The 14,411-nt window shown below is 39.0% G+C and carries 13 protein-coding genes; 1 reads left to right on the top strand and 12 read right to left on the bottom strand.

Features of this window, described 5'->3' with window-relative positions:
• Positions 1 to 7 precede the first annotated feature (7 nt).
• The 5 genes from alr to IGJ95_RS01035 form a co-directional block, all read right to left on the bottom strand.
• Positions 8 to 1,126: an alanine racemase gene (alr, locus tag IGJ95_RS01055; protein WP_010736605.1), complete on the bottom strand. Its 1,119-nt coding sequence runs from the start codon at positions 1,124 to 1,126 to the stop codon at positions 8 to 10.
• Positions 1,127 to 1,141: 15 nt separating this feature from the next.
• Positions 1,142 to 1,492, bottom strand: coding sequence for a holo-ACP synthase (gene acpS, locus IGJ95_RS01050; RefSeq protein ID WP_010736606.1), 351 nt, complete (start codon positions 1,490 to 1,492; stop codon positions 1,142 to 1,144).
• 708 nt (positions 1,493 to 2,200) lie between these two features.
• Positions 2,201 to 3,736 carry a degradosome RNA helicase CshA gene (gene cshA / locus IGJ95_RS01045; RefSeq protein ID WP_010734353.1) on the bottom strand — a complete coding sequence of 512 codons (1,536 nt, stop codon included), beginning with the start codon at positions 3,734 to 3,736 and terminating at the stop codon, positions 2,201 to 2,203.
• A 316-nt stretch (positions 3,737 to 4,052) separates the two neighbouring features.
• Positions 4,053 to 5,405, bottom strand: coding sequence for a UDP-N-acetylmuramoyl-tripeptide--D-alanyl-D-alanine ligase (locus tag IGJ95_RS01040; RefSeq protein ID WP_062805855.1), 1,353 nt, complete (start codon positions 5,403 to 5,405; stop codon positions 4,053 to 4,055).
• A 197-nt stretch (positions 5,406 to 5,602) separates the two neighbouring features.
• Positions 5,603 to 6,670 (bottom strand): D-alanine--D-alanine ligase, encoded by a 1,068-nt coding sequence (locus IGJ95_RS01035; RefSeq protein WP_010734355.1) that lies wholly within the window; start codon positions 6,668 to 6,670, stop codon positions 5,603 to 5,605.
• A gap of 178 nt (positions 6,671 to 6,848) precedes the next feature.
• On the opposite strand from IGJ95_RS01035, the gene IGJ95_RS01030 reads away from it, so the two are divergent.
• Positions 6,849 to 8,594 (top strand): ABC1 kinase family protein, encoded by a 1,746-nt coding sequence (locus IGJ95_RS01030; RefSeq protein ID WP_010734356.1) that lies wholly within the window; start codon positions 6,849 to 6,851, stop codon positions 8,592 to 8,594.
• Positions 8,595 to 8,773: 179 nt separating this feature from the next.
• On the opposite strand, the gene IGJ95_RS01025 is transcribed toward IGJ95_RS01030, so the two are convergent.
• The 7 genes from IGJ95_RS01025 to IGJ95_RS00995 all read right to left on the bottom strand — a co-directional run bounded on the left by IGJ95_RS01025 (position 8,774) and on the right by IGJ95_RS00995 (position 14,407).
• Complete coding sequence (locus tag IGJ95_RS01025) at positions 8,774 to 9,139, bottom strand: DUF2512 family protein (protein WP_010734357.1); 366 nt, start codon at positions 9,137 to 9,139, stop codon at positions 8,774 to 8,776.
• 175 nt (positions 9,140 to 9,314) lie between these two features.
• Positions 9,315 to 9,761, bottom strand: coding sequence for a YaiI/YqxD family protein (locus IGJ95_RS01020; RefSeq protein WP_010734359.1), 447 nt, complete (start codon positions 9,759 to 9,761; stop codon positions 9,315 to 9,317).
• Positions 9,742 to 11,115 (bottom strand): hypothetical protein, encoded by a 1,374-nt coding sequence (locus IGJ95_RS01015; protein WP_023518946.1) that lies wholly within the window; start codon positions 11,113 to 11,115, stop codon positions 9,742 to 9,744. The genes IGJ95_RS01020 and IGJ95_RS01015 overlap by 20 nt, the downstream gene beginning before the upstream one ends.
• Positions 11,116 to 11,549: 434 nt before the next feature.
• Positions 11,550 to 12,038 carry a GNAT family N-acetyltransferase gene (locus IGJ95_RS01010; RefSeq protein WP_175401354.1) on the bottom strand — a complete coding sequence of 163 codons (489 nt, stop codon included), beginning with the start codon at positions 12,036 to 12,038 and terminating at the stop codon, positions 11,550 to 11,552.
• 25 nt (positions 12,039 to 12,063) lie between these two features.
• Positions 12,064 to 12,666 (bottom strand): TVP38/TMEM64 family protein, encoded by a 603-nt coding sequence (locus tag IGJ95_RS01005; protein ID WP_010734362.1) that lies wholly within the window; start codon positions 12,664 to 12,666, stop codon positions 12,064 to 12,066.
• A gap of 332 nt (positions 12,667 to 12,998) precedes the next feature.
• The gene (gene udk, locus IGJ95_RS01000) at positions 12,999 to 13,628 is read right to left on the bottom strand and encodes a uridine kinase (RefSeq protein WP_010734363.1); all 630 of its coding nucleotides are present in this window, start codon (positions 13,626 to 13,628) and stop codon (positions 12,999 to 13,001) included.
• A gap of 83 nt (positions 13,629 to 13,711) precedes the next feature.
• A complete protein-coding gene (locus IGJ95_RS00995) occupies positions 13,712 to 14,407 on the bottom strand; it encodes a YjjG family noncanonical pyrimidine nucleotidase (protein WP_010734364.1) in 696 nt (231 codons plus the stop codon).
• Positions 14,408 to 14,411 lie beyond the last annotated feature (4 nt).

Raw genomic sequence — 14,411 nt, 5'->3', positions numbered from 1 at the left:
CCTCTCCTCACTCTTGATATTCTCTAGGTATGCGGGGCCCTAGCACACATGCGACTTCGTAATGGATCGTACCCAATTGATCTGCTACATCTTGCATTGTGATTTTAGCCTGTTGATTTTCCCCAATCAACGTAACTTTAGTTCCTACTGGCATTTGATAGGGCAGACGGATCATCAATTGATCCATGCATACACGACCAATGATCTCACAATAATTCCCCTCCACTAATAATGAGAAACCTTGCATTTTCCGTAACCAACCATCTGCGTAACCGATTGGTACAGTTCCGATCCATTCTGAAGCTGAAGTCGTATAGGTTTTTCCATAACCTACACCTTCTCCTGCTGGCAACTCTTTCACTTGGATCAATTCAGATACAAGTTCAAGCGCTGGTTGTAGGGGATACACTTCCGCTAACGCGTGACCGGATGGATTCAAGCCATACATTGCTACCCCATAGCGGATCATATTGCCTGTAGCTTTTTCGTGCCATAATGCAGTAGCACTATTACTGCTGTGGACATATCTTGGTAAAGTAGGTAGACTTTCGATGATCTCACTGAATTTTTGGTTCTGCTGTTCCCAATAGGTGGTATCTGCTTGATCTGCTGTAGAAAAATGAGTATAGATCCCTTCCCATTCTAAATTGGGACTATCCTGGATGATTTCCACTGCCTCATTCACTTCTGCACTATTGAGAAAGCCAATTCTTCCCATTCCGGTATCGACTTTCAAATGCAATTTCAATAAATATTCTAGATGTCGTTCTGCTATATAAGTAGCCGCAGCTTCCAACCATTCTTTTATTCCCGCAGTAATAGATAGATCGTGGATGACTGCAAGTGTCAACGCATCGATCGGAACCATATTCAATACAAGAATAGGTTGTGTGAAACCTGCCTCTCTCAGCTCGATTCCCTCATCTAAAGTAGCTACGCAAAAACCAGAAGCTCCACCTTTTTTTGCAGCTTCTGCTGTTTCGATTGCTCCATGACCGTAACCATCTGCTTTGACAACAGCAAACAATTCTTTCCCATTCAATCGAGCTATTTCATTTGCTACATTTTCTGTAATTGCCTGTTTATGTACAATTGCTTTTGTCGGACGATGCCAAGCAATAACCATTGTTCTTCCTTCTTTCTAGTCTTCTAAAATAATCTGTGCAAAAGCTAACTCGTCTGTATGTGTGATGCTGACCCAGACTGCTCCTTCATGTGGAGATTTCGTTACAATTGGTTGTCCTGATCCATTTTTTAAAATTTCGATCTCTTGAAAGGTAACTTTACCGATCCCTGTTCCCCAAGCCTTTGAAAAAGCTTCTTTACATGCATAACGACCGCCTAAAAACTCAACCTGACGATGAAATGGCAGCAAACGAAACATTTCGATTTCACTTGGTGTCAGTACACGATCAATAAAGTTTTGCTTTTCTTTAATGATCTTAGCAATCCTCGACAGTTCAACTGCATCAATCCCAATCCCTTTTATCATACACGATTCTCTTTTCAAAAAATTTTAGAACACTCTAATTCTACCAAATTTTAGACAATTTACCACCAATAAGTCTAGAAATAACAAAAATGAAAGTTGTTTCCTAGTGAAAACCCACTTCTTCATTTTCTCCAATAAAAAACCATTGAGAATTGATTGATAAAAATCTCTGATGCAAAGAAAACAGTTCAAGTCACTTCATTTCTTTTTTACGAACGTTTTTCAAAAAAATAAGACTTACAATTCGAAAAACAGCTGATATATAAATCATTTTCCGCCTTGTTTGTTTATAAAATCATTTTATTGGTATTAATTCTAATTTACCATGGATCACGCATAAAAAAAGAAATTATTTTTACTTAATAAACAAAAAAAACAAAAATTTGTTGCTATATCCTAAAAAAGCTAAATATTTTATTTTTTTAAATAACATTTTTATTAAAGTTATCTAAATTACCTACTAAAAAGAGGAACTACGTTAAATTTATACTTAATACTCTTAGACTTCCCATTATTAGTAGGTTTTTACCCTATGATCTCTACTTCTTTATGTAATGAAAGAGAGAGTATGTTTGTTTTTTTCATTATCTATCATTGCCAAATAAACAATACAAAATAAGCCCGCCAAGGCCAAAAATAGGTAAGCTATTTTTGGATCTGACGGGCTTATTCGGATGGTCCTTCTAAGACCACCACTTTACATGTGGATTAGTCGTTGTTCGTGCGGATCACGAAACCACGTTTTTTGTCGTTTGTGCGTTTTCCACCATTGTCTTTTTGTTTGTTATGGTTTTTGCTGTAGCTACCGCTACCTTTTGAATTTTTGTTGCCACGGTAGTTGCCATTATCACGACGATTACGGTTGTTTCCGCCGCCACTTCCGCCACCACGTTTACCATTTTTGTTGTAGCCTTTTTTCTGCATAGGCAATGGACGTTCTGGTGTGATTTTTACTGGTGTTGCATCTGATGGATCTTTGGCTATTGTTTTCAACAATAAAGCGACTAAATCTTGAGCAGAGTATTCTTCCAATAATTTATCCGCAGTTTGCAGATATTTATCTAAGCCATTCTCTTCAAGTTTTTCTTCGATTTGTTCAATAGCAGCGCCTAGTTGTCCTTTGAATGCTTCTTTTTCAGTCGGTGGACGTAAAGTTGTCATACGTTTTTTCGTTAAGTTTTCAATAACATGTAAGTAACCCATTTCGTTTGGTGTAACGAAAGTTACTGACATACCACCTTTACCTGCACGACCAGTACGACCGATACGGTGAACATAGCTTTCTGGGTCTTGTGGGATATCATAGTTGTATACATGAGTAACTCCTGAGATATCTAAACCACGGGCAGCTACGTCTGTAGCAACTAAAATATCTAAATGACCACTCTTGAATGAACGTAATACGCTCATACGTTTTTGTTGGGAAAGGTCGCCATGGATACCTTCTGCACGATAGCCACGAGCTTCTAAACCACGAGCTAATTCATCTACACGACGTTTTGTACGTCCGAAGACGATCGTTAATTCTGGTGATTGTACATCGAGCAAGCGAGTCATCACATCGAATTTTTCGTATTCTTTTGCGCGTACATAGTATTGATCGATCAAATCAGCAGTCATTTCTTTGGTTTTGATTTTCACGTGTGTTGGATCTTTCATGAATTTCACACCGATGTTTTTGATTGCTGGTGGCATTGTTGCTGAGAACAATAGTGTTTGACGTTGGTCTGGTACTTTAGAGATAATACTTTCAATATCTTCTAAGAAGCCCATGTTCAACATTTCGTCTGCTTCATCTAATACTAATGTTTCAACTGTTCCAAGTTTCAATGTGTGACGGTTGATATGGTCTAACATACGACCCGGTGTACCAACGACGATATGTGGACGGTCTTTCAATCCACGGATTTGGCGACCGATATCGGCGCCACCATAGACAGCTTGGACACGGACACGTTTGTCACGTCCTAAACGATAAAGTTCTTCTTGTGTTTGGATCGCTAATTCACGTGTTGGTGCAATAACCAATCCTTGTAGTTCTTGACGATTTGCATCGATTTTCTCTAACATCGGTAAGCCAAACGCAGCAGTTTTACCTGTTCCTGTTTGTGCTTGTCCAATCACATCTTTGCCTTCCAAGGCTAGTGGGATCGTTTCTGATTGGATCGGTGTTGCTTCTTCAAATCCTGCACGTTCTACTGATTTTAATAATTCTGGTGATAATTCTAGTTCTTTAAATTTCAAATGAATCCTCCTATATGGTTGTTAACTGAGGATGTAGCTATAGTTTGCTACCCCGTCTTTTGTTCGGTCAAAGTGTCTGTTGCTTTTTTGACAGTGGCCACGCACGTTTCCCATCCATTCTTAGCCCCTGTGGCACCACCGAAAAATCACTTTGCGAAGTTTAGGCATTAGAAAAGCCAAACGGGTCGCGTTCAGCTTTATCATTGTTATGACATCTGGCTTTCGCATTTCATCATCAAGCCAGTCCAATTTCTCTTCATCTTTCGGCAATAGGTTATTCTAGCATAATTTATTGTTTTCTGCAAGTTTACAGTTTTTATTTCATTTCTTGTAGTCGTTCGACCACTTCAATCAAGCCCATACTATTACTACCTTTTAGTACAATCGTGTCATCTGGCTGGATCTCAGCAATCACCGCTGCAATCAATTGCTCTTTATTTTCTTCGGTATAATAAACCGGCAAATCAGGATATTTCTGAGCCAAAGCATCTTTTAACGCCTGCATTTCTTTTCCATACAAAAAGATCATCGAGAAGATGTCTGAAGAAATATGTTCACTCATTGAAGCATGCATGAGAGGCGAGTCTACTCCTAGCTCCAACATATCGGCTAAAACGGCAAGTTTTCGTCCCGCTGCTGGGAGGCTTGCTACAGTATCTAAGACTAATCCCATGGCTGTAGGATTGGCATTATAAACATCACTTAAGATCGCTGCCCCATTTCCAGCAGTCAGCCATTCTGTTCGATTTTGTGTCACTGAGACAGTTGCTAGACCTCGTCGGATTTCCGACAGAGACAACCCGAAAAACTGCCCGATCGCATAAGCAATCAGCGCGTTCGTCACATTATACTTACCAGGTAAAGGGATCGTGAATGATTCGCCTTCAACGATAAATGTCGTTTGTTGCTTTTCTTCGATGATTTGTTGTGCAGAAATATCGCCTTGTTCGATTCCAAACGTCTTGATTTTTTGAGACAATGGAGCAACCAACGGTTCTAACAATGGTTCATTATTCGGTACGATCAATAATCCGTCTGGTAGCAACCCGTCAGCAATTTCCATTTTTGCTTTGGCGATACCTTCTCGTGACCCTAAATTCTCGATATGAGCCTCACCGATCATCGTGATTGCTGCAACTTTTGGTTGTGCCAGCAACGAGAGTTCCGTAATTTCATTGGCATGATCCATTCCCATTTCTAAAACGATTTTTTCAGTATCCTGAGGCATATGCAAGATCGTATAAGGCATGCCAATATTATTATTGTAATTTCCTTGTGTTTTATAAGTTTTATATCCTTGCGCTAAGACAGAAGCTGTTAGATCCTTTGTGGTCGTCTTCCCATTACTACCGGTAACAGCCACTACATCCGCCCCAACTTTTTTTAAATAATACTGCGCCAACTCTTGCATTGCTTTTAAAGGATCAGAAACTGGTATGATCTCGATCCCCTCTGGTGCCTTTTCGGCTGCCCAACTCCAAAAAGAAGCAACTGCCCCATTTGCGATAGCTTGTTCAATAAATTCATGCCCATCTCTTGTGCCAGCTAAAGGAACGAACAAATCGCCTTCTTTGATTTTGCGGCTATCAAATTCTACTCCTGTGATTGATTGGGTTGACTCATGATGACTGCCAACTGCTTGAGCAATTTCTTGTATTGTTATGTTCATCCATTCTCTGTCCTTTCGATTTAGACCAGTAGTCCTATAGGAATAGGAACAAAAAAGGTGGTGAAAATCGCCAATACTGATAGCGTCGAATAGTAAAAATCTTTCGCTTTCAATCAGTACCAGATGATCATCCACAACCTTTATTTTGCTATACATACTACTTCGACACATTCATACTTGTGCTGATTACGTTTCAATTAGTCAAAGAAACTTTGTCTTTGATTATGACGGTTCAAGCCTAATTGGATCAACTCTTCAATCAAGTCACCGTATTTCAAGCCCATATTTTCCCATAGCAAGGGGTACATGCTGAATGCTGTAAATCCAGGCATTGAATTTAATTCATTAAGGAATAATTCATTTTTATTCGTCAAGAAGAAATCACAACGGCTCAAGCCACTTCCACCTAACATCGTATACGCTAATTTTGCGTACTCTTGTGCTTTTTGATGGACTTCTTCTGGTACTTCTGCTGGAATCTGCATCTCGATGCGATTATTGATGTACTTCGCATCATAATCGTAAAATGCCACGTCTTTTACCACTTCACCAGGCAAGGTCGTGCGGACGTCTTCATTCCCTAAAACAGCGACTTCGATCTCCCGTGCTTCGATTCCTTGTTCAACGATGGCACGTGAATCGTATTGGTAAGCTGTTGCTAAGGCATTCTGTAATTCTTCTCGATTTTCAGCCTTAGTGATCCCCACGCTTGATCCCATATTTGCTGGCTTCACGAACATCGGATAAAGCAATGAGCCTTCACATTGGTCAAATACCTTTTTAGGATTTTCTTTCCATTGATTCTTCAAAACTGGAACATAAGGTACTTGCGGTACACCGGCTGCTTGTAAAATATATTTTGTCATGATCTTATCCATGGCACAAGCACTTGTCAGTACACCCGCACCGACGTAAGGCATATTCAAGGTTTCTAAGAATCCTTGGATCGTGCCATCCTCGCCATTTGGACCGTGAAGAACTGGGAAGACGATGTTTCCTTCTTCTTTGATCTCTCCTGGATTGATGACAGTACCCGTAAATCCTTCTGTCATTTTCCCACTTGGGTCCCACGTCAAGTGCAATTCTTCTTCACTTGTAGGTTTTTCAGTCAACAACGGGCCTTTGACCCATTGTCCGTCTTTACTAATAAATACGAGCTGTACTTGATAATAAGCATAATAAATAGCATTTAAAACGGAAAACGCTGAAAGAATCGAAACTTCGTGTTCCGCACTGCGTCCACCATATAATAAAGTAATCTTCAAAAGATTTTCCTCCTGTATTCGATATCATTCATTTTTACTTCATATTTTAGCACAAAAACAAAAGATGCAAACAGCTTATTTGAAAAAAGGTGAGGTACATGTCATTTTATTCAAAAAACAGCGGAATAGTTGTCGCTTTTTTTCTTTATCGTTATGATAAGAGAAAGGAGGCATAGTTATGACCAAAACTACTTCTCGAAGCCGGTTAACAGAAATCATTCACGTATTCATCAAAGAAAATGTTCTGCCTAATCTGATCCAACAAAAAAATCCTGAACAAGTAAAAAAAGCCTTTGAAGAACTTGGCTCAACCTTTATAAAAATTGGGCAAATGCTTTCTGTCCGTGATGACTTACTCTCTGCTGAGTTTACTAAGACATTCAAAACATTGCAAGACAATGTACCAAGTGATCCCTTTGTCACGACGAAAAAAACGATTGAACAGGAATTAGACGCATCCTTAGAAACGATTTTTACTAGCTTCAATAAAGCACCTTTCGCTTCTGCCTCTATGGGTCAAGCGCATCGTGCAACGTTAAAGAATGGCGATGCAGTCGTTGTAAAAGTCCAACATCCAAATATTGCGAAGGAAATCATGATGGACTTACAGTTATTCGAACGGGCGATTCCTTTGATCAAATATATTCCTGAAACAAGCGTCATCGATTTAAAAGGCGTGTTGCAAGAAGTCAAACGTTCATTGACAAACGAATTGGACTTCTACAAAGAAAGTCAAAATGGTGCACGTTTCTATAATCTAAACAACCATTGGTATGAAATTAGATCCCCTAAAATCTATGAGGCACTTTGCACAAAAAAAGTTATTGTGATGGAAGAAATGTCTGGAAAGAACTTCAACCAATTGATGAATCTTGAAGAAACGGATGAACGCCTCATTGAGACACTTACGAATACTCAATTGAAACAACAAGTGGCTAAACGATTGATCGAACATTTTATGAAGCAAATCTTTGACGATGGCTTTTTTCATGCCGATCCACATCCTGGGAATTTATTGTTCCATCCTTTAAGCGTTGAAGAACTTTCAGAAAATGTAACGACAGACACAAAAGAACACCAAAAACAACTAGGCTCGATTTCTTTCAAAACGACTGCTACTGTCACTGAACCATTGCAACCATATACAATCAGTTATATTGATTTCGGTATGATGGGTAGTCTCTCCGCTTCGCTAAGACAAAAGCTGATGGAAATCGTTTTAGCGATTTATACACGAGATATTTACCGTATTGAAAAAGCCGTCATCAACTTATGTCAACAAGAAGGGCCTTTTGATGAAAGTGAATTCCATCAACAACTCGCTAGCTTTTTGACGCAATATTTAGACCTCCCCATTGAAGAAATCGACTTGCAAGAAGTCTTTGCGCAGATCGTCTCGATTTGCCACCAGAACAACTTACAAATCGATCGTGATATCACGTTATTGCTTAAAGCGTTTAGCACATTAGAAGGAGTGATTCGTGTCCTTGATCCTGAAGTATCTTTGATGGAAGTCGCTACGCCCATTGCACAACGATATTTCTTAGCACATCTCTCTGTCGAAGATACCTTGAAGCAAGCGGGCTTAGATATACTCGATGGTATCAAAACCGTACCGAAAATCCCGCAACAAGTCTATCACCTTCTAGAAACTTGGCGTTCTGGACAAGGAAAAATCAATTTGGAACTAAAAAAACAAGACCAACTGATGAACCGGATCGAAAGTATGGTGAACCGTTTAGTATTTGGTGTGATACTCGCCGCATTGATCGTCGGCTCTTCGTTGCTTGTCCAAGCTGCACCAGACGATCAAATCAATTTTATTACACTATTAGGTATATTCACGTATACGATCGCAGCTGTGGTCATTCTCTTTTTAGCCATTGATACACTGATCAACTATTATAAAAAAAGACGAAAATAAACGAAAACATCCCAAAATATGAAACTATTTTCGGATGTTCTCGTTTATTTTTTTAGCTGTGTACTTTTGACACAACCTCATTGCTTGATGATTAGAGTTGCGGATACGACTATTCCTGTTTTTTAGTCTGTAGCCTTTTACTCGCTATCTATTTGATAATTTTAGCTTTTTTGTTTTGATTATTTCATTTTTCGTTCATCTGGTACGATTCTTTGCGAGAGCAACCACTTATGGAAGAACCATTCAGCGATCCCGATCAATACCGCCGGTACTAAAACCTTCATCCAAATATCCGTCATATCGTTCATAAAATAAAGATATAACCATAGAATGGCTGCAGCTGAACCAGCATCTGCAATTGTAGCCGCGATATTTCCTACTTTTCGTAAAATCAATAAATCACCTAATACATAGATCATGACAACAATGATTACTCCGACAATCGTTGAATCCATGAAACTAACACCATACAGTCCCGTTAAAACGATCCACAAAATTGCCCAAATCATGATTGCTTTTACCACCAACGCCTTCACATGTTTCATTTTCTGCACTCCCTTCTTTTTTGGTTAAAAATATATGATTATATAATTAAATAATCTTCATAATTATATCTTTTGTTATAGAATCAATCAAAGATATCGTACTTTTTTAGTAATAAAAAAGAGGAACACCGCTTCTGTTTAGTTAGAAACAATGTTCACCTATTTTATATTCTATTCAAATTTCTGCAAGCGCTCGGATCAACGCTTTTTTGAACCTTTGGTGATCTTCATGAGTGAAAGGCTTCGGCCCTTTCGTCCGAATGCCCGCTTTTCTCAACTTACTGCTTTGATAACGTTGTTCTAATAATCCATCAATGTTCGTGGTATCAAATTCCTTCCCCGATTGATGAAAGACTCGAACACCTTTAGGTAAGACCAATGAAGCTAAGCCATAATCTTGAGTGATCAAAAAATCACCTTTTTTGATCAGCCCGACGATTTTATAATCTGCACTGTCTGCCCCTTTATCGACGTATACAAACTGTACATAGCTTGGATACTCTTTATTGGTATAGTGATCGACACTTGTCACGATCATCACCTCTAATTGAAAAGATGCCGCAATTTCAATCACGTCATTTTTCACTGGGGAGCCGTCACCATCAATGAATATTTTTTGCATGTTCTTTCCTCCATAAAAGATAAACAGCGATTACTCCCAGGATCAATACACTGACATTTATCCATTTTACGTAAACTAACAATTGGATCATCGCTTTTGGTACGCTCAGACTACCAGTCAATTGGAGCAATACACTCACAGGTTCGTCCAACCATCGTGCCGTCACCAACAGCAATGACATCAATAAAAATTGATGGGTCACACTTCCTTTGTTTTGTGTCGTAAACTTTTTGATCACACGATTATCCATCGGTATTTCTGTATCGATCTCATAATACGTACGATTCAACCAACTACCTACTACCGCGTGCCAAAAACTTAATAAGAATAAACCAACCACAAAGCCGATTTGTGGAAGTAACAGAACCATCAACGAACTAAATAATCCAGCTAATTGAATGAGGACTGGTTCGATCGTGGGAATCTGGATTGCTTGATTGCCAATGATTTTGGCTAACACCATGCCTGCAATATAAGGTAAATACATATATACGCCTAAATAGTCGAAACCATAGACGCGGCCGATATAAAGTGTCCCGAATAAAAAAAGAAAATTACCTAACATGCCATTCAGAAAAGTAAAACTATTTAACCAAGTAGGTAATTTCCACTGCTTTCTAGCCCTTCCAAGATAAAAAGCTGCAAATAGAAACAACAGCATAAATCCATAGATTGCTACGTCAAATAATGCAGGATCAATCAACAAACGAGCATTTCTCAAAAGAAACAACAAAACGAAAAAGCCGATAAATAAAAGCAACTCTTTGGTCACTACCACATTCGACTTCATCTCTTTAAAATCCAATTCATAGCGAGGATAATGACTGATCGTATGGTATGCCATAATGTAGAACAATGTATATAACGCTAACGTCATCACGACTTGCGTCGACCCGGGAAGCTCGATCACCCGAAACAAAACAAGCAACAACAGGATCGCAAATGGAAATTTATTTGCTGACATGTTCGTGAATCCCTGTTGTTTTTCATGGTAATTCACTGTGATATTTGTGGGGATCAGCCATGCCGCACTTAGTCCTAAAAGTACACTTGACAGATAATACAGCGGGAAATAAAGGACGCCAAAAATCCCGATCAACGAACCTGCGCCACCCATCAATAAAGAAATCATCAACAAGGTATAACTATCCAGACCAAAGCGAATACTACTAACTAAAAACAGACCTGTCATTCGAAAGGTATAGAACAAAGTGAAGGGTAAAATCGACAACCATTGGTTCCCATCACTCAAACTTAAAAATAAAAGATACGGCACCAAGATAACCGTATTACTCAAAATAAAAGGTGTCGTCTGGGTAAAGTTCCGCCCAAATCGTTTGATATTATCAATCATATAAAAACTCCTTACGTGTTAAACATGAGTTACTTGTCATGTCAACGCATCATCTCTATAGGCATACCCATATGTCTGTAGGTACAAAACTGATTATACCATAGGAGCAAAGCAGCCAACACCCTATAGAGGTTGTGAAAGCAGCCCACTGATCCGCAGCCAACCGATAGACAAAAAAGCAGGAACTCCACAAAATTTGACTAGCAAATTTGGGAATCCCTGCTTATTTTTGAGTGCTGAACATTTCTGTTCGCCACTCACTGGTGCCTGAAAGAATCAGACAGACAAGTCCTTCTCCACAAAAGTCTTGTCCAGCACGCCTACATCCGGTAGGTGATCCGTGGATCATGTGCCGCCAAAATCAATTAGACCTCTAACGTTCAGAGATCTTCTCGACCCGTCGCATAACGTATACTTTAACACAAGCTACCATTTTATGCGAGTCTTTTTTTCATTTTATAATCAACCATTTGAAATCCTTCGCCGATATCGCTGATCAATTCTCCCTCAATGACAAATCCCTGATGTTGATAGACTGCGATTGCTTGTTGATTTCCTTGATTGACACGCAAGAAAATCTCCTGTGCTTCTGTTTCTTTTGCTAATTGTTCGTACCAACGAAAGACTTCTGAGGTCAAACCTTTCCCTCGTACGTCTCGAAGAATATAGAGTTTACTTAAATAGATCGAAGAACCCATCTTTTCATAAGCAGTATAGCCAATCGTTTTTCCCTCTAACTTCAATAAGAAATAGTTGACCCCTGCTGCACATTCTTTTCCGATCTGTTCTTTCGATTGATACGTCTCCAACATATAAGCGACTTGCTTTTGACCGATAATCGGCGTAAAGGCTTCGGGCCATACTTCATGGATAACTGTCACGAGTTCATCGAGTTCTTTCTCAGTTACTACTACTTTCTCCAACATTTTACTTCCTCCATTCAATGAACTAAAAATGCCCTTGTGCTTGCTGGAATAAAAACAACATGATCATACTATATACAGCGACCGACCAAGGTTTTAAAAGAATAACAATTTGCATGTATTCTCTAAATGAAAGCTTCGTCAATCCAGCGACGAGACAAATCAAATCATCTGGCGCAAAAGGTAAAAGTAAGGTAACGATCAATACCTTTTTGATATTGTTTGTTTTTTCAATGACTAGCTGTTCAAATTTTTGGAATTTTTTTGGTGATAAGATAAAACGGACAAAACTCGTACCATAATAACGCACGAATAAAAAACCGATTGCTTCACCAATAATCAAGCCAATACAACTATACAGCAACCCAAAGACATTTCCAAACATCAACATCCCTGCAACAGAAGAAATCCCTCCTGGCAGAATCGGAATGATCACTTGGATGATTTGGATAAGAATAAATAAAATGATCGCATAGCTCCCAAACTGTTGCATGAATTGTTGCAAAGAATCTGCTGATTGAAAGATTCCATGTCGATAGCCATACATGATCAATATGAAAAAAATACTTAATCCAACGAGTGGTGCGACTTGGATGGTTCTATGTACCCATGTTTTCTTCTCAGCCATACGCTTCTCCTACACTTTTCATTTTTCTATGTTTCATAAAAGAACAAGTAATGAACAACTACAAAATCGTCGTATGCAACTTCGAACAACAGAAGCTTGATCCTCTTGTGCCTCCTAAGCCCGAGTAAACAACGTGAAGTAGCTCCTTCAGAAATAAGCGTGAAATCCCAAAAATTTGAAGAAAAATTTTCGGTTTTTCACGCTTATTTCTCGGATTTGAGCACTTCCTTTATGGCTGATTACCCGCAGAAGTTACTTATAAAACGCCGTTTATTTGGTTTTAGAAGATAGGCATAACGGCTACTTCAGTTCTAACACCTGTTCTTATCTTTTTACTGGTGATTCAAAAAACTAGCAACTTTCGTTGTGATCAAGTCAATAGCTACGTGATTTTCGCCACCTTCTGGAACGATAATATCAGCGTAACGTTTTGTTGGTTCAATAAACTGATGATACATCGGCTTAACGACTGTTAAATATTGTTCGATCACAGAATCTAAGGTACGGCCGCGCTCTTCCATATCACGTTTGATCCGGCGAATGATCCGAATGTCATCGTCTGTATCTACATAGATCTTGATATCCATCAAATCACGTAAACGCTCGTCTTCTAAAATCAAGATACCTTCCAAAATAATCACTTCTTTTGGTTCTTGGATGATTGTTGCTTGACTTCTCGTATGAGCAACATAATCATAGACTGGTTTTTCAATGGCTTCATAGTTCAGTAGTTTTTCAACGTGCTGGATCAGCAGTTCATTATCAAAGGCAAAAGGATGATCGTAGTTTGTATTCAACCGTTCTTCAAAGCTAAGATGACTTTGATCTTTATAATAAGAATCTTGTTCAAGCATCATGATGGAGTGGTCTGGAAAGTGACTAAAAATCCCTCGGCTGACGCTTGTCTTTCCGCTTCCCGATCCGCCCGTCACACCAATGATAATTGGCTTGCTTTTTGTCATTGACTAAAACCTCTTTCATATCCGTTTTTTCATTCTAATCTATTATAGCGAAAAAAAAGGAAAATGCACTATTTTTCTGAAAATTAATGAGGTGAGATTTCCAAGAGCGGGTAAAGTTCTTCTAAAGAATCAATCCGATAGGTTGGTTGGATCTCTGGTATTTCAGGCAACTTATTTTTATTGAACCAGATCGTATCGATCCCTGCTTCATTTCCACCTTTGATATCAGAAGTCAGTGAATCACCGATAATCACCGTTCGTTCTTTGTCCAACTCAGGAATATTAGCAAACACGTGATCAAAAAAAGCCTTCATTGGCTTTTGTGCGCCAATCGCTTCTGAGACAAAAATTTCTCGAAAATAATGAATCATCCGAGCATCTGTTAATCGTTGATGTTGGGTTTGAGAAACCCCATTCGTCACTATATAAAGTTCTGCTTCACTTGACACTGCTTCCAGTAATTCATGGCTTCCAGGAATCCAATGATGGCCCTGATTCAAATAATGTCGATAACGTTGATCCATTGCTTGGCTATCTACGGTCTTGCCAAACTGTTGGAACAACAGACCAAAGCGGTTGCCTGTCACTTCATCTCTTGTCATCTGCCCCTTTTCAAATTCTCGCCATAAATGATGATTCAATGCTTTATAACTTGTTCTGATCTCTGGTGTCAGTTCAATGCCTTGTTCCGCAAACAATTGGTGCAAGGCTTCTGTTTCTGTTTGTTGAAAATCTAACAACGTATCATCTACGTCGAATAATAATGTATGATATTTCATCTGA

Origin of the sequence: Enterococcus sp. AZ156, assembly GCF_051714165.1 — a bacterium.
Lineage (GTDB): Bacteria > Bacillota > Bacilli > Lactobacillales > Enterococcaceae > Enterococcus_B > Enterococcus_B pernyi.
Note: the sequence above shows the minus strand (reverse complement) of the source record. Positions and strands in the feature narration are given on the sequence as shown.